Source organism: Maritimibacter fusiformis, assembly GCF_008086115.1.
GTDB lineage: Bacteria > Pseudomonadota > Alphaproteobacteria > Rhodobacterales > Rhodobacteraceae > Muriiphilus > Muriiphilus fusiformis.
On sequence record NZ_VSIY01000005.1, the window covers coordinates 177,961 to 198,959 of the forward strand.

Annotated in this window: 20 protein-coding genes; 10 read left to right on the forward strand and 10 right to left on the reverse strand. The window is 66.0% G+C overall.

Features of this window, described 5'->3' with window-relative positions; all coding sequences use genetic code 11:
• Nucleotides 1–48 precede the first annotated feature (48 nt).
• The gene (gene pdxH, locus FVF75_RS08475) at nucleotides 49–654 is read right to left on the reverse strand and encodes a pyridoxamine 5'-phosphate oxidase (protein WP_148377539.1); all 606 of its coding nucleotides are present in this window, start codon (nucleotides 652–654) and stop codon (nucleotides 49–51) included.
• A gap of 102 nt (nucleotides 655–756) precedes the next feature.
• Between pdxH and fabI the strand changes: the two genes are divergently transcribed.
• Both fabI and gpt read left to right on the forward strand, forming a co-directional pair.
• A complete protein-coding gene (gene fabI, locus FVF75_RS08480; protein WP_148377540.1) occupies nucleotides 757–1,581 on the forward strand; it encodes an enoyl-ACP reductase FabI in 825 nt (274 codons plus the stop codon).
• Nucleotides 1,578–2,084, forward strand: a complete 507-nt coding sequence (gene gpt / locus FVF75_RS08485; protein WP_148377541.1) for a xanthine phosphoribosyltransferase — start codon at nucleotides 1,578–1,580, stop codon at nucleotides 2,082–2,084. Before fabI ends, gpt begins: the two co-directional genes overlap by 4 nt.
• Nucleotides 2,085–2,127: 43 nt before the next feature.
• Here the strand turns inward: gpt and FVF75_RS08490 are convergent, their stop codons facing one another.
• Genes FVF75_RS08490 through FVF75_RS08500 form a run of 3 tightly spaced genes read right to left on the reverse strand, consistent with a single transcriptional unit; the run spans nucleotide 2,128 to nucleotide 4,185 of the window.
• On the reverse strand, nucleotides 2,128–2,649 hold the full coding sequence (locus tag FVF75_RS08490) for a gamma carbonic anhydrase family protein (protein WP_148377542.1): 522 nt from the start codon (nucleotides 2,647–2,649) through the stop codon (nucleotides 2,128–2,130).
• Entirely contained in the window at nucleotides 2,646–3,287 is a 642-nt protein-coding gene (gmk, locus tag FVF75_RS08495) for a guanylate kinase (RefSeq protein ID WP_148377543.1), read from the reverse strand. The genes FVF75_RS08490 and gmk overlap by 4 nt, the downstream gene beginning before the upstream one ends.
• Before the next feature lie 7 nt (nucleotides 3,288–3,294).
• Nucleotides 3,295–4,185, reverse strand: coding sequence for a YicC/YloC family endoribonuclease (locus FVF75_RS08500; protein ID WP_148377544.1), 891 nt, complete (start codon nucleotides 4,183–4,185; stop codon nucleotides 3,295–3,297).
• Nucleotides 4,186–4,332: 147 nt separating this feature from the next.
• Here FVF75_RS08500 and FVF75_RS08505 point away from each other — a divergent pair, with 147 nt between their 5' ends.
• On the forward strand, nucleotides 4,333–4,992 hold the full coding sequence (locus FVF75_RS08505) for a PAS domain-containing protein (protein ID WP_187393021.1): 660 nt from the start codon (nucleotides 4,333–4,335) through the stop codon (nucleotides 4,990–4,992).
• 57 nt (nucleotides 4,993–5,049) lie between these two features.
• On the opposite strand, the gene FVF75_RS08510 is transcribed toward FVF75_RS08505, so the two are convergent.
• A complete protein-coding gene (locus tag FVF75_RS08510; RefSeq protein WP_148377546.1) occupies nucleotides 5,050–6,420 on the reverse strand; it encodes a class II 3-deoxy-7-phosphoheptulonate synthase in 1,371 nt (456 codons plus the stop codon).
• Nucleotides 6,421–6,608: 188 nt separating this feature from the next.
• On the opposite strand from FVF75_RS08510, the gene FVF75_RS08515 reads away from it, so the two are divergent.
• From FVF75_RS08515 to FVF75_RS08545, 7 genes are all read left to right on the forward strand, one after another.
• A complete protein-coding gene (locus tag FVF75_RS08515) occupies nucleotides 6,609–7,610 on the forward strand; it encodes a GlxA family transcriptional regulator (protein WP_148377547.1) in 1,002 nt (333 codons plus the stop codon).
• Between the two features lie 150 nt (nucleotides 7,611–7,760).
• Entirely contained in the window at nucleotides 7,761–8,936 is a 1,176-nt protein-coding gene (locus tag FVF75_RS08520; protein WP_148377548.1) for an ABC transporter substrate-binding protein, read from the forward strand.
• Between the two features lie 90 nt (nucleotides 8,937–9,026).
• Nucleotides 9,027–9,815 (forward strand): ABC transporter ATP-binding protein, encoded by a 789-nt coding sequence (locus FVF75_RS08525; RefSeq protein WP_148377549.1) that lies wholly within the window; start codon nucleotides 9,027–9,029, stop codon nucleotides 9,813–9,815.
• Entirely contained in the window at nucleotides 9,812–10,636 is an 825-nt protein-coding gene (locus FVF75_RS08530) for an ABC transporter ATP-binding protein (protein ID WP_148377550.1), read from the forward strand. Before FVF75_RS08525 ends, FVF75_RS08530 begins: the two co-directional genes overlap by 4 nt.
• Nucleotides 10,637–10,696: 60 nt before the next feature.
• Entirely contained in the window at nucleotides 10,697–11,707 is a 1,011-nt protein-coding gene (locus FVF75_RS08535; protein ID WP_148377551.1) for a branched-chain amino acid ABC transporter permease, read from the forward strand.
• Nucleotides 11,704–13,008 (forward strand): branched-chain amino acid ABC transporter permease, encoded by a 1,305-nt coding sequence (locus tag FVF75_RS08540; protein WP_148377552.1) that lies wholly within the window; start codon nucleotides 11,704–11,706, stop codon nucleotides 13,006–13,008. Before FVF75_RS08535 ends, FVF75_RS08540 begins: the two co-directional genes overlap by 4 nt.
• A 178-nt stretch (nucleotides 13,009–13,186) precedes the next feature.
• Nucleotides 13,187–13,798, forward strand: a complete 612-nt coding sequence (locus tag FVF75_RS08545) for a nucleotidyltransferase family protein (RefSeq protein WP_148377553.1) — start codon at nucleotides 13,187–13,189, stop codon at nucleotides 13,796–13,798.
• Here the strand turns inward: FVF75_RS08545 and FVF75_RS08550 are convergent.
• The 5 genes from FVF75_RS08550 to FVF75_RS08570 form a co-directional block, all read right to left on the reverse strand.
• Complete coding sequence (locus FVF75_RS08550; RefSeq protein WP_148377554.1) at nucleotides 13,784–14,473, reverse strand: Hint domain-containing protein; 690 nt, start codon at nucleotides 14,471–14,473, stop codon at nucleotides 13,784–13,786. The two genes, FVF75_RS08545 and FVF75_RS08550, sit on opposite strands and share 15 nt — an antisense overlap.
• Nucleotides 14,474–14,943: 470 nt before the next feature.
• Nucleotides 14,944–17,895 carry a Hint domain-containing protein gene (locus tag FVF75_RS08555; protein WP_148377555.1) on the reverse strand — a complete coding sequence of 984 codons (2,952 nt, stop codon included), beginning with the start codon at nucleotides 17,893–17,895 and terminating at the stop codon, nucleotides 14,944–14,946.
• Nucleotide 17,896: 1 nt separating this feature from the next.
• The gene (locus tag FVF75_RS08560; RefSeq protein ID WP_148377556.1) at nucleotides 17,897–18,088 is read right to left on the reverse strand and encodes a hypothetical protein; all 192 of its coding nucleotides are present in this window, start codon (nucleotides 18,086–18,088) and stop codon (nucleotides 17,897–17,899) included.
• A 744-nt stretch (nucleotides 18,089–18,832) separates the two neighbouring features.
• Nucleotides 18,833–19,675: an SDR family NAD(P)-dependent oxidoreductase gene (locus FVF75_RS08565; RefSeq protein ID WP_148377557.1), complete on the reverse strand. Its 843-nt coding sequence runs from the start codon at nucleotides 19,673–19,675 to the stop codon at nucleotides 18,833–18,835.
• On the reverse strand, nucleotides 19,672–20,946 hold the full coding sequence (locus FVF75_RS08570) for a capsule biosynthesis protein (protein ID WP_148377558.1): 1,275 nt from the start codon (nucleotides 20,944–20,946) through the stop codon (nucleotides 19,672–19,674). Before FVF75_RS08570 ends, FVF75_RS08565 begins: the two co-directional genes overlap by 4 nt.
• Between the last annotated feature and the right edge of the window lie 53 nt (nucleotides 20,947–20,999).

Below are 20,999 nucleotides of genomic sequence, written 5' to 3' on the forward strand. Positions count from 1 at the left end.
CCTGTTCTTTTGGTCAGGTCACGCGACGCTTTGCGCCATGCGGGCGGATCATGGGCTCAGCCGCGCGACGCTCCAGTCGGCCTCGACACCCGCCCGCGACCAGCGGAAACGGTCGTGCAAACGAAACGCCCCATCGGCCCAGAACTCGATCTCCAGCGGCGCGATCCGGTAGCCGCCCCAGAACGGCGGTCGCGTCGGGGCGTGGCCGTGTTCGGCCGTCATCTTGGCCACCTCGGCCATCAGCGCGCCGCGCGACGTGAGCGGCAGGCTCTGGTGCGAGGCCCAGGCGCCCAGCCGGCTTTTCAGCGAACGCGAGGCGAAATAGGCATCCGCCTGCGGCCCGTCCTCGCGGCTGACCAGCCCCCGCACCCGGATCTGCCGGCGCAGGCTTTTCCAGTGCAGAACCAGCGCGGCCTTGCCCGTCGCGTCAATCTCGGCCGCCTTGACCGAGCCGTAGTTGGTGTAGAACACGAAGGCCGCCGCCTCGATCTCTTTCAACAGCACCATGCGCACATTGGGCAGACCGCTTGTGTCCACCGTGGCCAGCGCCATTGCATTGGGGTCATTGGGTTCCGAGATTTCCGCCTCGGTCAACCAGCCCCGTGCAATCGCGAACGGGTCGTCGCCCGCGAAAATCCCGCTTCTGTCGCTCATCTGCCTCTCCTCGCGCCGGCTCCGCCGATCTGGCAGGCTTGAAGCGCTGTGTCCGATAGCCTAAACCGACTTAACCGATGCAGAGGGGACGGGGAACAGCGAATGTCCAACGGTTTGATGACCGGCAAGCGTGGCCTGATCATGGGCCTTGCAAACGACAAATCCATCGCCTGGGGCATCGCGCGGGCCTGCGCCGACGCGGGCGCGGAACTGGCGTTCTCCTACCAGGGGGACGCGGTGAGAAAGCGGGTGATACCGCTGGCCGAACAGCTTGGGTCCAGGATCGTTCTGCCCTGCGACGTGGCCGACGACGCGTCGGTCGACGCGTTGTTCGCGGCGCTTGAAAAAGACTGGGGCAAACTCGATTTCATCGTCCATGCCATCGGCTTTTCCGACAAATCGGAACTGCGCGGGCGTTATGCCGACACCAGCCGCGACAATTTCCGGCTGACCATGGATATCTCGGTCTATTCCTTCACCGCCGTGGCGCGGCGCGCGGCGGCGATGATGCCCGATGGCGGCTCGATCCTGACGCTGACCTATTATGGCGCCGAACAGGTGATGCCGCATTACAACGTGATGGGCGTGGCCAAGGCCGCACTGGAGGCCAGCGTGCGTTACCTGGCCGAGGATTTCGGGCGCGAGGGCATCCGTGTCAACGCGATCTCGGCCGGGCCGATCAAGACGCTTGCCGCCTCGGGCATCGGCGATTTTCGCTATATCCTGCGCTGGAACGAGCTGAATTCGCCGCTCAGGCGCAACGTGACCATCGACGACGTGGGCAAATCGGCGCTTTATCTGTTGTCCGACCTCGGATCCGGCGTGACCGGCGAGACGCATCACGTCGACGCCGGGTATCACGTGGTGGGCATGAAGGCGGTGGACGCGCCCGACATCGACCTTCTGACCGGGAGGAAAGAGGGATGAGCGACCAGCTTCCGCACGAAAAGGGCTTTCACATCTCCTGGGACCAGATCCACCGCGATTCGCGCGCGCTCGCCTGGCGTCTGGACGGACACGGCCCGCTCGAGGGTGGGGCGTGGAAGGCCGTGGTTGCGATCACCCGCGGCGGTATGGCCCCGGCGATGATCGTCAGCCGCGAACTGGATATCCGCCACGTCGATACGATCAGCGTGAAAAGCTACAACCACCAGGAGCAATCCGAACCGGTGGTGATCAAGTCCCCCGACATGGCATTGGTCGGCGATGGCGAGGGCGTCTTGATCGTCGACGACCTGGTCGACACAGGCAAGACGCTCGAGGTTGTCCGCGCGCTGATGCCCAAGGCGCATTTCGCGACCGTCTATGCCAAGCCCAAGGGCAAACCGATGGTGGACACCTATATCACCGAGGTCAGCCAGGACACCTGGATCTTCTTCCCCTGGGACATGGCGCTGCAATATGTCGAGCCGTATCGCGGCACCGACTGACCCGGTTCGGCCCTTGATCCAGTTTTCCTTCTGAAACAGCCGCTTAGGTCACCGGCTTCAGGCCCGCCCTGAAGCGGCGGGCGTTGTTGCGGTAGGTTTCGGCGCTGGCCAGAAGCGCGGCCCGGGCGGCGGCGTCAAGCTGGCGCACCACCTTGCCCGGCGCGCCCATCACCAGCGCGCCGTCGGGGATCACCTTGCCTTCCGTCACCAGGGCGCCGGCCCCGATCAGGCAGCCCTTGCCGATCTTGGCGCCGTTCAGCACCGTCGCCCCCATGCCGATCAGACTGCCGTCGCCGATGGTGCAGCCATGCAGCATCGCCTTGTGCCCGACGGTGACATTCTCGCCGATGGTCAGGGGGAAGCCCATGTCGGTATGGCAGACGACGTTTTCCTGCAGGTTCGTGCCCGCACCGACCACCACCGGTTCGTTGTCGCCGCGCAGCGTCGCGCCGAACCAGACCGACGCCCCGGCCCCCAGCACCACCCGACCGATCAGATTGGCATCCGGCGCCACCCAGCAATCGACATCGAGCTCCGGGGCGACCCCGTCCAGCGCGTAGATCATGCCTCGCCCTCCTCGAATTCGGCCTGAAGCCTGCGGATGAATGGGAAAAGGTCGGGCTGCTGTGCCTGGCGCAACCGCTCGGCGCTGACGATTGTGGTCAGCTTGTCGAAGGTCGCGTCGAGGTCGTCATTCACCAGCACGTAGTCGTAGCCGTGCCAATGGCTGATCTCGTCCCAGCTTTTCTGCATCCGCTTGGCGATGGTCGCGGCGTCGTCCTTGCCCCGGCTGACCAGCCTGCGGCGCAACTCGGCGATCGAGGGCGGCAGCACGAAGATCGACAGCACGTGGTCACGCAACGCCGAATGCTTGATCTGCTCGGCCCCCTGCCAGTCGATATCGAACAGCACATCGCGCCCGGCCTCGATCGCCTCGCGCACCGGAGCCTCGGGGGAACCGTAGAAATTGCCGAACACATGCGCATGCTCCAGCATCGCACCTTGGTTCACCAACGCGCGAAACTCGGTGTCCGAGATGAAATGGTAATCCTTGCCGTCCACTTCGCCTTCACGCGGGGGCCGGGTGGTGGCCGAGACCGAGAACGACAGCGTCTTGTCCCAGTCCATCAGCCGATGCGCCAGGGTCGACTTGCCCGCGCCCGAGGGCGAGGACAGGATGATCAGGAGTCCGCGGCGGTTCATGCTGCCCTCATTCGATGTTCTGCACCTGCTCGCGCATCTGGTCGATCAGGGCCTTGAGGTCCAGTCCTATCCGCGTCAGTTCCGCATATTGCGCCTTGGAGCACAGGGTGTTGGCCTCGCGGTTGAATTCCTGCATCAGGAAATCGAGCTTGCGGCCCCGCGGCTGATCGCCCGCCAGGAGCGCGCGGGCCTGGGCGACATGCGAGGTCAGGCGGTCAAGCTCTTCGCGCACGTCCGATTTCACCGCGATCATGGCCAGTTCCTGCGCCACCCGGTCGGGGTCGGCACCGTCGGTGTTGTCCATCACCCGCGCCAGCGCCGCGCGCAGGGTCTCGGCCTGCACCTCGCGCCGCTCCTCGACAGCGACCAGCGCGGCGGCGACCAGTTCTTCGGTGTCGTCAAGCTGGCGCGCGACCAGCTTGGCCAGTGCGGCGCCCTCGTGCCGGCGCATCTTGTCGAAGGCGTCCAGCAGCGGCGGCAGGTCGCGGCCCAAAGCTGCGACCAGCGGGGCCGGGTCGGTCTCTTCGCCGCCGCTGTCCATCACGCCGCGCATCGCGGCGATCTCGGCCGGGCCGGGCCGGTTCAGCATCAGACCGCGCGCCTCGGCGGCGTGGGTGATCTCGGACAGGATCGCCAGCGTGCGCTCCAGCGCCTCGGGGTTCAGCCGCGCCGCGCCGGCGTCGTCCTCGCGGCTCAGCCGCAGCGTGATCGACACCGACCCTCGCGCCACCCGGGCCGCGACCGCCTTGCGCACCAGCGGCTCCAGCCCGTCGATCCAGTCCGGCAGGCGCAGCCGGATATCCAGCCCGCGCGCATTGACCGAGCGCATGTCCCAGGTCCAGCTCCAGGCCCCGTGATGGCCCTTGAGCGAGGCGAAACCTGTCATCGAAAGGGTCATCGGGATTAACCACTTGTTAAGATTGTGACCCACCGGCGGGCGTGCCGTGGTAGATTAACACATCGGTAAGGATGCCGGTCTTTTCGTTAGCAGACGGGGCAATGCTGGGCAATGGGGACACCGGCGCAACACTCGGGGGGGTGTGCGATGAACATGGAGTATTTCAAGGGCGGCAAAATCGTGTCGATCCGAAAAGCCGGCGGCGGGGCCGCATACGGCGCGATCGGGCCGGTCGAGGCCTATTGGGAGGGCTTGCGCGATGGCCGGCTGATGCCTGCGCGCGCCGAGGTCGATCCGCGCGGCATCGCGGATGCGCTGGAACAGGCCTTCATCCTTGAAAAGATCGCGCCGGGCCTGGCGCGGGTGCGTCTTGCGGGAGCTCATCTCAACGATCTGATGGCGATGGAGGTGCGCGGCATGCCGGTCAGTGCCCTGTTCGAACCCGGGGCGCGCCGCGAGGTCCAGCGCATCCTGCACGAGGTGATGGACACCCCCGCGGTGGTGCGCCTGTCACTGGCCTCGCAACGCGGATTTGGTCGCGCGCCCCTGATGGCGCGGATGATCCTGATGCCGCTGCGCGACGGCCACGACGCGCCGACGCGCATTTTCGGCGCCCTACAGGCGTCGGGCCGGATCGGGCGCGGCCCGAACCGGTTCACCATCCGCGATGTCGAAACCCGCCCGATCAAGGCCGCGCGCGCCTATCGTCCGGTTCGCCACTTTGCCTCGCCGTTTCCAGCCACCACGCCCATTCCTTCCGCCAAAGCCCCGCCTTTGCGCCTCGTGCATGACGCCGACCGGGTCTGAGCCCGAAAAAAAGCCCGGGCCTTGGCCCGGGCTTTGCTGTCCGAGATTTGGTCGAGGTCAGGCCGAAGCAGCCTGAGAAACCGACGCCGCCCCGCTTGCCAGTTCCTCGGCCACCAGGAACGCCAGCTCCAGCGATTGCGAGGCATTGAGCCGCGGGTCGCAGGCCGTGTGGTAGCGGTCGGACAGGTTCTCGTCGCTGACCGCCTGCACGCCGCCAGTGCACTCGGTCACGTCCGCGCCGGTCATCTCGAAATGCACCCCGCCCGGCACCGTGCCCTCGGCGCGGTGGATGGCGAAGAACTCCTGCACCTCGGTCAGCACCTGGTTGAACGGCCGGGTCTTGTAGCCGGTCGCCGACTTGATGGTGTTGCCGTGCATCGGATCGCAGCACCAGACCACGTTGGCGCCCTCTTCGCGCACCGCCTTGATCAGCCTGGGCAGATGCTCCTCGACCTTGCCCGCGCCGAACCGGTTGATCAGCGTCAGCCGCCCCGGCTCGTTCTCGGGGTTGAGCGTGGCCATCAGCCGCTTGAGGTCGTCCGCCGTGGTCGTCGGCCCGGTCTTCAGCCCGATCGGGTTGATCACGCCGCGCGCGTATTCCACATGCGCCCCGTCCGGCTGGCGGGTGCGGTCGCCGATCCACAGCATGTGGCCCGACCCGGCCACCACCTGCCCGGTGGTCGAATCGATCCGCGTCAGCGCCTCTTCGTATTCCAGCAGCAGGCTTTCGTGGCTGGTGTAGAAATCCACCGTCTGCAGCGTGTGCGCGGTATTGCCGTCGATCCCGGCGGCACGCATGAACGACAGCGTGTCGGAAATGCGCTCGGCCATCTCGCGGTAGCGCTCGGCCTCGTCCTGTTCGGTGAAGCCCAGAGTCCAGGAATGCACCTTGTGCACATCGGCATAGCCGCCGGTCGAAAACGCCCGCAGCAGGTTCAGCGAAGCCGCCGCCTGGGTATAGGCCTGCAGCATCTTCCTGGGATCAGGAATGCGCGCCTCGGGGGTGAAGGCAAGTTCGTTGATGATGTCGCCGCGGTAGCTGGGCAGTTCGACGCCGCCGATCGTCTCGGTCGGGGCCGACCGCGGCTTGGCGAACTGGCCGGCCATGCGCCCGACCTTCACTACCGGCACCTTGGCGCCATAGGTCAGCACCATCGCCATTTGCAGCATCACCTTGAAGGTGTCGCGGATCGCGTCGGCGGAAAACTCGGCAAAACTCTCGGCGCAGTCACCGCCCTGCAGCAGGAATGCCTCGCCACGCGACGCCGCCGCCAGTTCACGCTTGAGCCGGCGGGCTTCGCCGGCGAAGACCAGCGGCGGATACTTGGCAAGCTGGGTCTCGACCTCGCCCAGCGCCGCCGGGTCGGTATAGTCCGGCATCTGCACCCTGGGTTTGTTCCGCCAGGAAGATTTGCTCCACTCACTCATCGCTGTCTCCGATCGGTCTTCGCACCTGTCGCGCCGGCCCCCGTCGCGGGGCGGTCTCGTTTGAACGAAGGACGTATAGGCCGCTCACGCCGCAAGTGCAAAACAAAGTTCCGCGCGCCCCATGTCTTGCGTGCCTACGCCAAAGCTGCTGTTGTCACCGCGACACCCGAGAGCGTGCGGAGAACGGCATGACATCCAGCCCGGCGGCAAAGACGCGGACAACCGGCACGCAACGCCGGTTCGTTTTCGTGCTGCTCGAGGATTTCACGCTGTTGAGCTTTGCGGGGGCGGTCGACGCGCTCAGGCTGGCCAACCGGCAGTTGGGGCACGACGCCTATCGCTGGGCCACGGCAAGCGAGGATGGCGGCCCGGTGACGGCTTCGGCGGGCATCGAGTTTCACCCCGACATGGATCTGGGCGAGTTGCATCACGACGACATCGTGCTGGTCTGCGGCGGCATCGACGTGCAGGAACACGCGCCGAAAAAGCTGATCTCGTGGCTGCGGCGTGAAAGCCGGCGCGGTGTTGCGATGGGTGCGCTGTGCACCGGCGCCTATGTGCTGGCCGAGGCCGGGCTGCTCGACGGGCGGCGCGCGACGATCCACTGGGAAAACCACGACGGTTTCGCCGAAGCCTTCGAGGATGTCGACCTGACGCGGTCGGTCTACGTGATCGACGGCAACCGGATGACCACCGCCGGCGGCACCTCGTCGATCGACCTGATGCTGGCGCTGATCGCGCAGGACCACGGGCCGGAAGTTGCCAACGCGGTGGCCGACCAGCAGATCTACACGACCATCCGCACCGACCGCGACAGCCAGCGCCTGTCGGTGCCGACCCGAATCGGTGTGCGCCATCCGAAACTGGCGGCAGTGATCCAGGCAATGGAAAAGAACATCGAGGAACCCGTCAGCCCGGCCCGGCTGGCCGCCGATGTCGGCCTGTCGACGCGACAGCTTGAACGCCTGTTCCGCCGCTATCTCAACCGGTCGCCCAAGCGTTACTATATGGAACTGCGCCTGCAAAAGGCGCGCAACCTCCTGATGCAGACCGACATGAGCGTGATCAACGTGGCGCTGGCCTGCGGTTTCACCTCGCCGTCGCATTTCTCGAAGTGCTACCGCGCGCATTACGAAACCACCCCCTACCGCGAACGCGGCAGCCAGACCGGCGCCCGGCCAGAGACCTGAATTATGCCGCCCGATCCCGCAACGGCGCGCCGTCCTGCGGGCATCTCCGACGACGGCCCCGGCCACCGTAACCTCGCGCGCCCCCTTTTCTTTTCCAAATCATGCGCTAGGGTGAGCGTCGGAATTTTGTCCATTCTGGGAGAGAGAGACATGAAGAAACTGCTTCTTGCGACCGCCGCCACCGCCCTCATGGGCAGCGCGGCCACGGCCGAAGAAATCAAGCTCGGCGTGCTGCTGGGATTCACCGGCCCGCTCGACAGCCTCGCCCCCGCGATCGCGGCGGGTGCCGAGTTCGCGATGGCCGAGGTCAACGACTCGGGCAAGATGATGGATGGCATCACCTTCGCCCCGGTGCGCGGCGACTCGACCTGCATCGACGCGGGCGCGGCCACGGCCAGCGCCGAGCGTCTGATCACCGCCGATGGCGTCAAGGGTATCGTCGGCGCGATGTGCTCGGGCGCGACCGGTGCGGTCCTGCAAAACGTCGCCATGCCCAACGGCATGGTCCTGATTTCGCCCTCGGCGACCTCGCCGGCGCTGTCGACCGTCGAAGACAACGGCCTGTTCTTCCGCACCGCCCCGTCGGATGCGCGTCAGGGCGAAGTGATGGCCAACATGCTCAAGGAGCGCGGCTATTCGAACGTGGCCGTGACCTATACCAACAACGACTACGGCAAGGGCCTGGCCGACAGCTTCGCCGCGGCCTGGGAAGCCCAGGGCGGCACCGTGACGATCAACGCGGCGCATGAAGACGGCAAGGCCGACTACTCCGCCGAAGTCGGCGCGCTGGCCTCGGCCGGCGGCGATCTGCTCGTGGTTGCGGGCTACGTCGACCAGGGCGGCTCCGGCATCATCCAGGCCGCGCTTGACTCGGGCGCCTTCGACACCTTCCAACTGCCCGATGGCATGATCAGCTCGACGCTGGAAGAGAAGTTCGGCACCGACATCGACGGCTCGTTCGGCCAGACCCCGGGCTCGTCGGCCGCTGAGAAGTTCGCCGAAGTCGTCGGCGACGCGTTCGACGCCACCTCGACCTATGCCGACAACGGCTATGACGCGGCGGCGCTGATCATGCTGGCGATGCAGGCCGCCGGATCGACCGACCCGCAGGTCTACAAGGACAAGATCATGGACGTGGCCAACGCGCCGGGCGAACAGATCTTCCCGGGCGAGCTGGGCAAGGCGCTCGAGATTCTCGCCTCGGGCGGCGAGGTCGACCTGGTCGGCGCCTCGGCGGTCGAACTGATCGGTCAGGGCGAAAGCGCCGGTTCGTATCGCGAGATCGAGATGCAGGACGGCAAGCTCGTCACCATCGGCTACCGTTGATCCGCACTTGACAGAAAGAAGCAGCCCGGGGAAACACCCCCGGGCTGTTTCAATTCAAGCCGCGCGCATGGGGGCGCGGGAGGGGGGCGGATGATCGTCGTCGAGGACGTTCACAAGCATTTTGGCGGCTTTCATGCCGTCGACGGGGCATCGCTGGAGATCGCCAAAGGGTCGATCACCGGCTTGATCGGCCCAAATGGCGCAGGAAAAACCACACTTTTCAATGTGATCGCCGGGGTTCTTCAACCAACCTCCGGCCGGGTCACGATGGACGGCGAGGATATCACCGGCCTGCCGCCACACACATTGTTTTCCAAGGGATTGCTGCGCACCTTTCAGATCGCGCATGAATTCGCCTCGATGACCTGCCGCGAAAACCTGATGATGGTGCCCGGCGGCCAGTCGGGCGAACGGCTGTGGGACACCTGGTTCGGGCGCAAGCGCATCGCGGAAGAAGAGCGCGCGCTGCGTGCCAAGGCCGACGAGGTGCTGGAGTTCCTGACCATCGAACACCTGGCCGAACACAAGGCCGGGCAGGTTTCGGGCGGCCAGAAGAAGCTTCTGGAGCTTGGTCGCACCATGATGGTCGACGCCAAGATCGTGTTTCTCGACGAGGTCGGCGCCGGCGTGAACCGCACCCTGCTCAACACCATCGGCGATGCCATCATCCGGCTGAACAAGGAGCGTGGCTATACCTTCGTGGTGATCGAGCACGACATGGATTTCATCGAACGCCTGTGCGACCCGGTGATCTGCATGGCCGAAGGCAAGGTTTTGGCCCAGGGCACGCTGGCCGAGATCAAGGCCAACGAACAGGTGATCGAGGCCTATCTCGGCACCGGGCTGAAGAACAAGGACAAGCTGGAGGCGACGCCATGAGCAACCGCTTCGACCAGCCCGGCTACAACCGCGACGCCTCGATCGTGAACCCCAAGGGCCAGGGCGAGATGACGCCCGGCCCGCAGCACGGCAAGGCCCGCCCTGCCCCCGGCGGCCCGTTCCTGATCGGCGAAGCGATGACCGGCGGCTATGGCAAGGGCCCCGACATCCTGCATGATTGCACCATTTCGGTCGACCGCGGCGAGATCGCGGTGATCGTCGGCCCCAACGGCGCCGGCAAGTCGACCGCGATGAAGGCACTGTTCGGCATGCTCAACGTGCGCTCCGGCAGCGTCCGGCTGGACGGCGAGGATATCTCGGACCTCAGCCCGCAGGACCGGGTGCAGAAGGGCATGGGCTTCGTGCCCCAGACCAACAACATCTTCACCTCGATGACGGTCGAGGAAAACCTCGAGATGGGCGCGTTCATCCGCAAGGACGACATCTCCGGGACCATGGAGCAGGTGTTCGAGCTGTTCCCGATCCTCAAGGACAAACGCGACCAGGCGGCGGGGGAATTGTCCGGCGGCCAGCGCCAGCAGGTCGCGGTCGGACGTGCCCTGATGACCAAACCAAAGGTGCTGATGCTGGACGAGCCGACCGCGGGCGTGTCGCCGATCGTGATGGACGAGCTTTTCGACCGCATCATCGAGGTGGCGCGCACCGGCCTGCCGGTGCTGATGGTCGAACAGAACGCCCGCCAGGCGCTGGCCATCGCCGACAAGGGCTTTGTCCTCGTGCAGGGCCAGAACGCCCACACCGGCACCGGCAGCGAGCTTCTGGCCGATCCCGAAGTGCGCGCAAGTTTCCTGGGGGGGTAAGGCGATGATCCGCGACCTTCCCGCCCGACCCACATTCCCGACCCGCGAGGCCGTTGTCTGATGGAGCTTCTCAACGCAATCGTGGCGATGTCGAACTACGTCCTGATCCCGGCCATCGCCTACGGCAGCCAGTTGGCGCTGGGCGCGCTGGGGGTCACGCTGGTCTACGGCATCCTGCGCTTTTCCAACTTCGCCCATGGCGACACCATGGCCTTCGGCGCGATGGTGACGATTCTGATCACCTGGTGGTTCCAGTCGATGGGGCTGAGCCTCGGGCCGCTGCCCACCGCCCTTCTGGCGCTGCCGTTCGGCATCGTCATCACCGCCCTGATGATGCTGGCGACCGACCGCGTGGTCTATCGCTTCTACCGCCGGGTCAAGGCCAAGCCGATCATCTTCGTGATGGTCTCGATCGGGCTGATGTTCATCCTCAACGGCGTCGTGCGCTTCATCGTCGGTCCGGGCGAACAGTTCTTTGCCGACGGCGAACGCTTCATCATCTCGGCCCGCGATTTCAAGGACTGGACCGGGCTTGAAGAAGGGCTGGCCTTCCGCACCTCGCAGGGTATCACCATCGTCACCGCGGTGATCGTGGTCGCCGCGCTGTTCTGGTTTCTCAACCGCACCCGCACCGGCAAGTCGATGCGGGCCTTTTCCGACAACGAGGACCTGGCGCTTCTGTCGGGCATCAATCCCGAGCGGGTGGTGATGTATACGTGGCTGATCGTGGCCGCATTGGCCACCATCGCGGGCGTGCTCTACGGCCTCGACAAGACCTTCAAGCCCTTCACCTACTTCCAGCTTCTGCTGCCGATCTTCGCCTCGGCCATCGTCGGCGGGCTGGGCAACCCGCTGGGCGCCATTGCCGGCGGCTTCGTGATCGCGTTTTCGGAGGTCACCGTCACATATGCCTGGAAAAAGGTGCTGGGATACCTGCTGCCGGAAAGCTTGGAGCCCTCCGGCCTCGTCCAGCTCATGTCCACCGACTACAAGTTCGCGGTCTCCTTCGCGATCCTGGTGGTTGTGCTGCTGTTCAAACCCACGGGCCTCTTCAAGGGGAAATCGGTATGAGCGTGAACTGGAGAAATGTCAGCCTGTTCGGGCTGGTCGGCGCGCTGATCCTCGGCTCGGGCTTTCTGCAAAGCTGGAACGTGGCGCTGGTGCTGCTCAACATGGGGCTAGTCTCGGCGATCATGTCGCTGGGCGTGAACATGCAGTGGGGCTATGCGGGCCTGTTCAACGTCGGCATCATGGGCTTCGTCGCGCTTGGCGGGCTGGCGCCGGTGCTGGTCTCGATGCCGCCTGTGGGCGAAGCCTGGGCGGCAGGCGGCGTGCGCGCCATCGGCGCACTGATCTTTGCCGCACTGGTGCTGATCGGCGCGGTCCAGATCTGGAAGCGCATGGCCAAGGGCATGGCCCGCAGTCTTGCCATGCTGGTCCTGCTGGTCGCGGGCTTCTTCATCTTCCGCGCCATTTTCGACCCGGCCGTCGACGCGATTGAAAGCGTGAACCCCGCCGGCACCGGCTATCTCGGCGGGCTGGGCCTGCCGATTCTGCTGGCCTGGCCGGTCGGCGGTCTGCTGGCGGCAGGCGCGGCCTGGGCGATCGGCAAGACCGCGCTGGGCCTGCGCTCGGACTACCTGGCCATCGCCACGCTGGGCATCGCCGAGATCATCATCGCGGTGATGAAGAACGAGGACTGGCTGGCGCGCGGCGTCAAGAACGTGGTCGGCCTGCCCCGCCCTGTGCCCTACGAGGTCGATCTGCAGAACTCGGCCAGTTTCGTCGCCCGGATGGACGCCTGGGGGTTCGATCCCGTCACCAGCTCCTCGGTGGTGGTCAAGCTGGGCTATGCCGGCCTCTTTGCCGTGGTGCTTCTGATCCTGATCTGGATGAGCCAGGCGGCGCTCCATTCCCCCTGGGGCCGGATGATGCGCGCGATCCGCGACAACGAGGTCGCCGCCGAGGCCATGGGCAAGGACGTCACCCGCCGGCACTTGCAGGTCTTCATCCTCGGCTCGGCCGTGGTCGGGATCGCGGGCGCGATGATGACCACGCTCGACGGGCAGTTGACGCCGGGCACCTACCAGCCCCTGCGCTTTACCTTCCTGGTCTGGGTGATGGTGATCGTCGGCGGCTCTGGCAACAACTGGGGCGCGGTGCTGGGCGGCTTCCTGATCTGGTTCTTCTGGGTCCAGGTCGAGCCGATCAGCCACTGGCTCATGGGCCTCGTGACTTCCGGCATGGCCGATGGCTCGGCCATCAAGGCGCACCTGCTCGAGTCGACCGCGCATATGCGGCTCTTGACGATGGGGGTGATCCTGCTCCTGGTGCTCAGGTTCAGTCCACGCGGGCTGATCCCCGAGGAATAGCCGGACATGAATACGGCCCGCGTCGAATCCGACACGCGCCTTCAGACGCGCCGACGACAGCTAGATCGTCTGGCCCCTGAAGATATGGAAAACCTCGGCGCCGGCCACGATCAAGCCGTTTCCGTGGGCTGCGTGAGGTTTCGCCCCAATCCCCACCCGCCGTGCAGATGCAAGTCCGATGGCTGATCCCGTCGCGATCCTGATCCTTGCCGCCGGGGCCTCGAGCCGGATGCGCGGGGCTGACAAGCTGTTACAGCCGGTCGACGGGCGCCCCCTGCTGGCCGAGCGCGCGGCGGCGGCACTCAGGACCGGTGCGCCGGTCTTCGTCGCCCTGCCCGCGCGTGACGCGGCGCCGGAGCGGTGGCGGGCGGTCGACGGGCTGGGCGTGACCTGCCTTGAAGTCAGTGACGCGGCTTCCGGCATGGCCGCAAGCCTGCGCGCCGGGGTCGGCGCACTTCCCGACCAGACCGCCGGGGTGGTGATCCTGCTGGCCGACATGCCCGAAATCACCCCTGACGATCTGGCGGCGCTGATCGCCGGGGCCGATGGCGCGACCATCCTGCGCGGTGCCGGCGCCGACGGCACGCCCGGTCATCCGGTGTTGTTCCCGGCGCGCGATTTCGCGGCGTTGCGGGCGTTGGATGGAGATCGGGGCGCGCGCGACCTGCTCAGGCGCGAACGGGACCGGGTGCGGCTGGTGCCGCTGCCCGGTGCCCATGCGCTGACCGATCTGGATACGCCCGAGGACTGGGCGCGCTGGCGGGCGTCGGGCCCGTCAGGCGACGAGTAGCCGCGCCTCGCGCGCTTCCAGCGAAACCCGGTTCTCGACATAGGCAGCCTGGCCGCCGTCGAACCGCAGACGCGGCAGGGCTTCGGTGATCGCCTCCCAATGATCGGGATGGCCGGTGCGGATCGACCAGAGATCGGGGGCGAAGCTTTCCATCCAGATTCCGTTGACCCGGATCATTTCGTGCCGGTCGAGCAGCACGTGGGTCCAGCGCCCGACATCGCGCGGCAGCAGGTCTATGCCATCGAGGTGGGTCAGGTCGGCGGCCCGCACCAGCACTTCGTCGGCGGCGAACAGCAGGCTGTTCATTCCGCCCCGCAGCAGCAGCCGCTGGCCCGGCGCGAGCACGAGGTTGCCCGCCGTGTCGCTGGAGCCAAGCGCGCCGGCACGGATACGCACCGGGCGGTGCGTGTCCGGCTGTCCCTCTTCCGCATCGGGATAGCAGACCATCGAACTTCCCACCCAGCGCACTTTCTGGGCGCCGGTGTCACGGGTGATCACCCGATCCCCGATGCGCAGATCGCGCGCCAGCACCAGCCCGCGTGTGGTTTCGATCAGCGACGATTGCGAAATGCCCGACACCGAAAACTCGGCCGCGATCCGCGGGCCGGGCGCGACATCGGCACCCAGCAGTTTTCTCAGATCGGCGCTGTCGGCGGGAGAACGGAAATACAGCATCTGTTGGTCCTGTTTCGAGATGTCGAGGGCATCAGCAAGGTGAAGTCACGTTAGTTAAGGATGAGGTTCGGAATATGGCGGGAATCCGGCCATTTGTGTCAGGCACAGGCCGGAAACCCCGCGCAATCCGGCGCCCTGCCTTGCCGGTGCCACAATTGGCGGAACGGACGCGTTCTGCGCGGCGCGGCCGCCCCGTTGCGGGATGGCCCGCGAATCGGGTGCCCTGACGATACCCCGCAGGGTCACAACAAATGGTTTCCCGGGTGTCGAGATGATGGAGATGAACGCAGGGCGGATCATTCCGCACCAAACACGAACAATCCCGCGGCGAACCGCGGGATTGTCTCCTGATCCGAAATGGACGGGGCGACTGGGGAGACGCCTCCGACCACAGCCTGCGCAGGCCAGGGGTTGCCGGCCCCTTTCGATCGGGACCCGGCCGAACGCTCACGCCCGGCCGGGACGCTGCATCACTCGCCCACGAGCATCCGGGCTTCGTGCTTTTTCAGGATACGCCGCGCGGCGGCGTAGTCCTCGATGCCTTCGCGGGTCTCAAGCTCCGGGAACAGCTCGAACAACTCCTGCCGCTGAGCATTGCCGATGCCCTTCAGAGAGTGGTCACCGGGCTGGAAGCTCTCGGTCCAGGCGCCGTCCGACAGCACCACCTCGTGGTGATCGAACATGAAGTGGATGTAGGTCACCCCCGCCGGCTCGACCACTTCGATACCGCGGTTGTCCACCAGGTGCTTGGCCGCGGCCAGCACTTCGCGTTCGTCGAAATAGAGCGCGGTGCGGTCGTTGGCCACCAGGATGCGGTGGTTCGGGCTGACCAGCATGTCGCGTTCCGGCAGCCCGTTGCCCAGCGCGCCGGCCCGGATCAGCACCGGGTTGAGGTGCGGGTTGGTGGCGACCGCTTTCCAGTCCATCGGCTTGGCCCCGATCCAGCGGATCTCCTGGATGCCGTTGTCGCGGGTGATCACCCGGTCGCCGGCCTTCAGTTCCTCGACCAGCTTTTCACCCTTCGGCGTCGCGATCCGCGTGCCGGGGGTAAAGCAGGGCACGACATTCTCGATGTTGTAGAAGTCCATCGTGCCGACTTCGTTGTCATCCTTGTCGAAGAAGGTGACAAAGCCGTCCTCGTTGTCGGGCGAGGTATAGGTGACCCTGAGCCCGCCATCGGTCGGGGCCGAGCCGCGCAGGTCGAGCGTGTCGTAATCCACCCCGCCCTCGTTGCCATCGACGTAATCGCCGGGGCCGACGTTGACGAAGGTGTCCTGGTCGTCGCCGCCAAAGGCGCGGTCCGCCCCTTCGCCGCCGTCGATCAGGTCGTCGCCCTGGCCGCCGTAAAGGATGTCGTCGCCCTTGCCGCCATAGATCTCGTCGTTGTCGATGCCGCCGTCGATGAAGTCGTTGCCATCGTCGCCGTAGAGGATGTCGGCATCGTCCTGGCCATAGATGACATCGTCCCCGTCACCGCCGTGGATGATGTCGATGCCGTTGTCCGGGCGCGGATCGTCGATGCCGTAGACCGGATCGTCCTTGTCCTGGATGTTGAGCGGATCGGACCCGGCCCCGAGGCCGCCCCAGATCTCGTCATTGCCGGCGCCGCCATAGATCGTGTCCGAGCCGTGGCCGCCGATGATTACATCGTTGCCGTCGCCACCGTCGATGGTGTCGTCGTCCAGCCCGCCGTCGATGGTGTCGTCCCCGTCGCCGCCGAAGATCACGTCCTGGTCGTCGCCGGTCGAGATCGTGTCGTTGCCCGCGCCACCGTCGACGAAATCGCGGTCGTTGAACTTGTCGTAATCCTCGGGGATATCCGGCCACGGATCCGGCAGATCGGCACCGTAATCCGACATCGGGGTCGAGCCGGAGGTGTCGATCACGTCATCGCCATCGCCGCCATAGACCGTGTCCGAGCCGTCGCCGCCGATGATGGTATCATTGCCACCCTCGCCATAGATCAGGTCGTCGCCTTCGCCACCGTGGAGCACGTCATTGCCGGGTTCGCCGGCGCCCGCGTCGACCATCACGTCGAAATAGACGTCGGTGATGTTGATGCCCGAACCGTTGCTGCCGTCCTGGTCATGCTCGATCAGGATCTGCGACACCGGACCGGGAATGGTGACCAGCATCGAATAGCGCGGGTCGGCGTCAGACTTGTAGCCGCCTTTGCTGTCGGCGGTGTCGGCGCCGGGCACGCCGTCGGTATCCAGGAGCGTCAGCCGAGAGCCGCCGTCCAACTCGACCTCGATCGGGTCGCCGTTCTCGTCGAAGGCCGAGATGCGCACCACGCCGTCGCCGTCGATGTCGTTCACGCGGAACGACACGTTGCTCACCGCCTCCGAGAAGTCGAGCGTATAGTCGCCCTCGTTGCCTTCGCCCCTGAGCGTCGAGAACAGCGACGAATTCTGATCGACCGGCTGGCCGTCGTCCTCGATCCCGTCGACATACTGATCGTCGGTCTCGAACTTGCTCGCCGCCTTGCCGGTTTCCTGGACGATCGAGAAGGTCACCTCGACGTTGCCGGTGTTCTGGGTGAACCCGTCGGCATTGGCGTTGTGGGCAAACCCGGGGGCCTCGTCCCAGTTCAGGCTCTCGCGAACCGTGGTCGTCCCGCCGCCGTAGCCGCCGTTGCTGTCGCCGTGGATCTCGTCGTCGCCGGTGCCGCCGAACACGGTGTCGTTGCCGGAACCGGCATAGACCTCGTCGTCACCCTCGCCCGCGTCGATCCGGTCATCGCCGGCAAAGCCCAGGATGATGTCGTCGTTCGGCGCTTCGCCGGGCAGGATCGCGTCGTTGTTGTCGACCATGTCGCCATGCGGATCGCCGGTGTAGTAGATGTCGATCACGTCGTCGCCGGCGGTGCCCTGCACGATCCCGTCGCCTTCGCCCTGCCCGTCCGGGCAGTTGAAGCCGAGATCGGTGACCTTGATGTGGCCGGACAGCGGTTCGTCGGAACCGTTGTCGTGCACGATCACCAGCTTGACGATCGGACCGGCAATCGAGACGGTCACGCCCTCGTCGTTCAGCGCATCGTTGCCCTCGATCGAGTTGCCGGTGACCACCTGTCCGGTTTGCAGATCGGTGAAGGTCACGTCGACCAGGTTGTTCTGCGCATCATAGGCGCGGATCGTCACCTTGTCGTCCCAGTCCCAGCCCTGATCGACGTCGACCAGTTGGAAATTCACGTCGGTGACCGGGTGACCGAACGAGATTTCGCCCTTGGTTTCGTTGCCCACGTCCTTTGAGAACAACTGTCCGCCCACGACCGTGAATTCGTCGCCGTCGACGTTGGCCGGCGTCGCAACGCTGACCAGCACGTCCGGGCCGCTGCCAGTGGAGCTCAGGGTCGCCGACCCGTCTGCGCCGGTGAGATCCCAGTCAAGAATGTAGTTTCCGGTCGGTGTCCAAGTCGTCATTTCACAGGTTCCCTTGCTCGTGTCCGCGCCGCCGCACCCTGAACCTCAGGGCAACCGGAGCATCATTGGTGACGCCGCCGGCCATCAGCCGGTCCACGGTCACGTCGATCTCGTTGCTGTTGATGTGAAATACCCCGAACCGTCCCGCGGTTGTCGCGGTGCAAATACGGTCTGCATCATGCGTTACAGGCATGTTTTCCCCTCGCCAGCACTCGTTCCTGCCCAGGCAGAGCGACATCAGCCACGGAACGCCGCGCCAAGCCGATCCACGGGTCCATGAGAGGAGAAGTCGATCCCGGAACGGAATCGAACAAGACAGCGCAGTTGTGCGGACCCCCCGATCCTTACCCTTACGTGCCCTTGCACCAATTCGTTCAAAACGACATGGCGCACTTCGTCCCCACGGAAATCCCGTAGGCTTGAGCGGCCGCCCCCGTGGCCACTAGACATCGCCCCCCAGTGGGCAACTCTCAAAATACAGAGCCGTCCCGGCATCACAAAGGTATTTTTCCGGTGTCGGGCCATGCGCGGCCCTGTTAACCCTGTTTGCGGCCTGAACAGGACCGGACCTCACCTGGCGTGACTCCGCTATTGTTTCTCAAACCGCGACAGTTGCCGCCCCGAGGCGGTCCTCGCCGCCGCGCGAGCCATCCCAAAGCGCGCAATTCTATCCTGACACGCGAACTTCACACCCCCTCCGACCGTCATACGGCAGCCCGGTGTTTCCTTTTTGGAAACCGCCGATTGTGTCGCGAACGGCAACGAAGGGGCGGGACTATTTCCGAACATGGTTATCACCACGCGCTTGTGATGATTGTTACCATGACCAATACAGCCGTGGTCGGGAGATTGCCGACAATCCGGAAACGAGGCGCCGCATCGTGGCCCGAATCACCCGCGACAGCGCCGATCCCGCATGGCGTCACCTCGCCGCTTGTTACCGGTCGCCGGCGCCGTCCGACACGTGAAAGCGAAATGGCCGGTTGATGGCGTGGCGCAGCCGCCTGGGCAAAGCGCCGTGCAGCCCGATCAGAAGCCGCAGCCGCAGCGGAAAGGTGATCCGCCGCCGCCCCCGCGCCAGCCCGGCCACGATCCGCCGGGCCGCAGCCTCGGGCGAGACCATCATCGGCAAGGCACCGTTCTGGCGCGCGGTCTGGCCGGTCTCGACATGGCCCGGATGCACGACGCTGATGACCAGCCCGTCCGCCGCCACCGCCTCGTCCAGCGCCGTGGCGAAAGCTGTCACACCGGCCTTGCTGGCCGAATAGGCCGGCGCGTCGGCATGGGGAAAGAACGCCGCCAGCGACGAGACCAGCGCGATCGTCCCGCGCCCGCGCGGCACCATCAGGTCGGCCGCCGCCGTCGCGGTCGCCACCACGCCGCCCAGGTTGGTCGCCACCAGGTCGGCGGCAGCGCAGGCATCCTCGCAACGCCGCTCGGCCGCGCGTCCGGTCAGAACGCCCGCATTGGCGATCACCAGGTCAAGCGGATGCACCCCGTCGCACGCCGCCAGCCAGTCGCTGACCGCCGCCGCGTCGCGCACATCGACAAACGCGGTCTCGACCCCGGCGCCGCGTATCCGGCAGGCGCTCGCCACCTCGTCCAGCCGCGCGCCGGTGCGCCCGCCGAGAAACAGCCGCACACCGGGGCGTGCCAGTTCCAGCGCCAGCGCCCGGCCCAGCCCGGCCCCTGCCCCGGTGATCGCAACCGACTGAAATGATCTGTCCGCGATGGCTTCGTCCTCCGCTTGACCCAGCCTAGGGCCGCGCGCCCCGGTCAATCAACCGCGATCCCCATCGCACGGGCGCGCGCCAGCCGGGGCGGCGGCTCGACGAAGGCGCCCTTGTTGATCGTGCCCGCCAGCACCTTGTCGGCAATCGCCGCGGCCCCGGCCACCCGCCCCTCGCGGGTGTGAAAGCAGCCCTTGACGTGAATTGCATCGGCCATCAGCCGGACCAGCGCCTCGACATCCTTGGGATCGGGCGGCGTCGCCTCGGTCCAGAACCGGTCGAGCGGCCCCTGGTGCGTCAACCCCGCGATGTCGTAGACCGCGATCCCGAGGCATTTCACCGGCGCATGGGCCTGCAGCGCGTGCAGGCCGACCGTGGAATTCAGCGTGATCACCCCCGCCGTCGCGCGCATCAGCTTGCCCAGGTCGCCGCCGTCGATATAGCTGACCCGGTCCGCCACACCGGCCTCGCGCGCCGCCCGGCGCACGGTGCGGCGGAACGGCTCGATGCCGTTGTCCAGCGGATGCAGCTTGACCACCAGTTCGGTGTCGTCGGGCGCATGGCTGGCGAACGAGGCGATCACCTCGCGGATATAGGGATGCAGCCCGTCATAGGGCGCATTGGCCCGGATCTGGTAGTCTTCCTGCTTTTGCAGCGGCAGCACGAAGAACCGCTTGCCGCCGCCCGCCAGACGCTCGACCTCGGCCTTCGCAGCCGCCTCGGCCCGCTTGTCGCCGATCAGGCGCGGGATATAGGACAGGTAGTCGTGCATCGGGTTGTAATATCGGTCGGCGTCGTAGCGCGGAAAGGTGAACCACAGAAAATAGCTTACGAGATTGTAGAACACCTCGTGAAAGGCCTCGTTGCGGAACGGATAGGGGTATTTCAGGGTCCGGTCGGCCTTGAGCAGCCCTTCGGCGGCGGCGCGGATGGTGTCGAGATCGTCGGGGAAATGCGACTGGCTCGACTGGCCGCCGCGCTCGACGATGATCCAGTCGGGCCTGAGATAGCCGAATTCATACGAGATCGCGCGCACGCCCATGCGCCCCGCCACCTCGGCGGCGATCTTGTGATAGGGCTTGCGGTCGCCAAAATAGAGGATGTCGGTGATCCCCTCGCGCGCGATCAGCGTCTCGAGGTAGCCCGCCCATTCCAGCCTGGAGCGGCGAAAGTTGCGCGCCCCGTGCCCCGGCCATGTCAGCCAGTCACCGAGGCAGAAGTTGACCCGCGTGACCTTGCAGCCGCGCGCCTCGAAGGCCCGGCCAAGCTGGCGCGAGAACGGCCCCGGCGGCCCCTGGAGGATGAGAATGCTGCTTGTCACCTGAACCCGCGCGTTCGGTTGCCGCGCCGGGGTCGGCGCCTGTGGTTTTCGAC

Bases quoted from the DNA above. Each gene is read 5' to 3' on its own strand.
- pdxH (WP_148377539.1), bottom strand. From the start codon at position 654: ATGAGCGACAGAAGCGGGATTTTCGCGGGCGACGACCCGTTCGCGATT.
- fabI (WP_148377540.1), top strand. From the start codon at position 757: ATGTCCAACGGTTTGATGACCGGCAAGCGTGGCCTGATCATGGGCCTT.
- gpt (WP_148377541.1), top strand. From the start codon at position 1,578: ATGAGCGACCAGCTTCCGCACGAAAAGGGCTTTCACATCTCCTGGGAC.
- FVF75_RS08490 (WP_148377542.1), bottom strand. From the start codon at position 2,649: ATGATCTACGCGCTGGACGGGGTCGCCCCGGAGCTCGATGTCGATTGC.
- gmk (WP_148377543.1), bottom strand. From the start codon at position 3,287: ATGAACCGCCGCGGACTCCTGATCATCCTGTCCTCGCCCTCGGGCGCG.
- FVF75_RS08500 (WP_148377544.1), bottom strand. From the start codon at position 4,185: ATGACCCTTTCGATGACAGGTTTCGCCTCGCTCAAGGGCCATCACGGG.
- FVF75_RS08505 (WP_187393021.1), top strand. From the start codon at position 4,333: ATGAACATGGAGTATTTCAAGGGCGGCAAAATCGTGTCGATCCGAAAA.
- FVF75_RS08510 (WP_148377546.1), bottom strand. From the start codon at position 6,420: ATGAGTGAGTGGAGCAAATCTTCCTGGCGGAACAAACCCAGGGTGCAG.
- FVF75_RS08515 (WP_148377547.1), top strand. From the start codon at position 6,609: ATGACATCCAGCCCGGCGGCAAAGACGCGGACAACCGGCACGCAACGC.
- FVF75_RS08520 (WP_148377548.1), top strand. From the start codon at position 7,761: ATGAAGAAACTGCTTCTTGCGACCGCCGCCACCGCCCTCATGGGCAGC.
- FVF75_RS08525 (WP_148377549.1), top strand. From the start codon at position 9,027: ATGATCGTCGTCGAGGACGTTCACAAGCATTTTGGCGGCTTTCATGCC.
- FVF75_RS08530 (WP_148377550.1), top strand. From the start codon at position 9,812: ATGAGCAACCGCTTCGACCAGCCCGGCTACAACCGCGACGCCTCGATC.
- FVF75_RS08535 (WP_148377551.1), top strand. From the start codon at position 10,697: ATGGAGCTTCTCAACGCAATCGTGGCGATGTCGAACTACGTCCTGATC.
- FVF75_RS08540 (WP_148377552.1), top strand. From the start codon at position 11,704: ATGAGCGTGAACTGGAGAAATGTCAGCCTGTTCGGGCTGGTCGGCGCG.
- FVF75_RS08545 (WP_148377553.1), top strand. From the start codon at position 13,187: ATGGCTGATCCCGTCGCGATCCTGATCCTTGCCGCCGGGGCCTCGAGC.
- FVF75_RS08550 (WP_148377554.1), bottom strand. From the start codon at position 14,473: ATGCTGTATTTCCGTTCTCCCGCCGACAGCGCCGATCTGAGAAAACTG.
- FVF75_RS08555 (WP_148377555.1), bottom strand. From the start codon at position 17,895: ATGACGACTTGGACACCGACCGGAAACTACATTCTTGACTGGGATCTC.
- FVF75_RS08560 (WP_148377556.1), bottom strand. From the start codon at position 18,088: ATGCCTGTAACGCATGATGCAGACCGTATTTGCACCGCGACAACCGCG.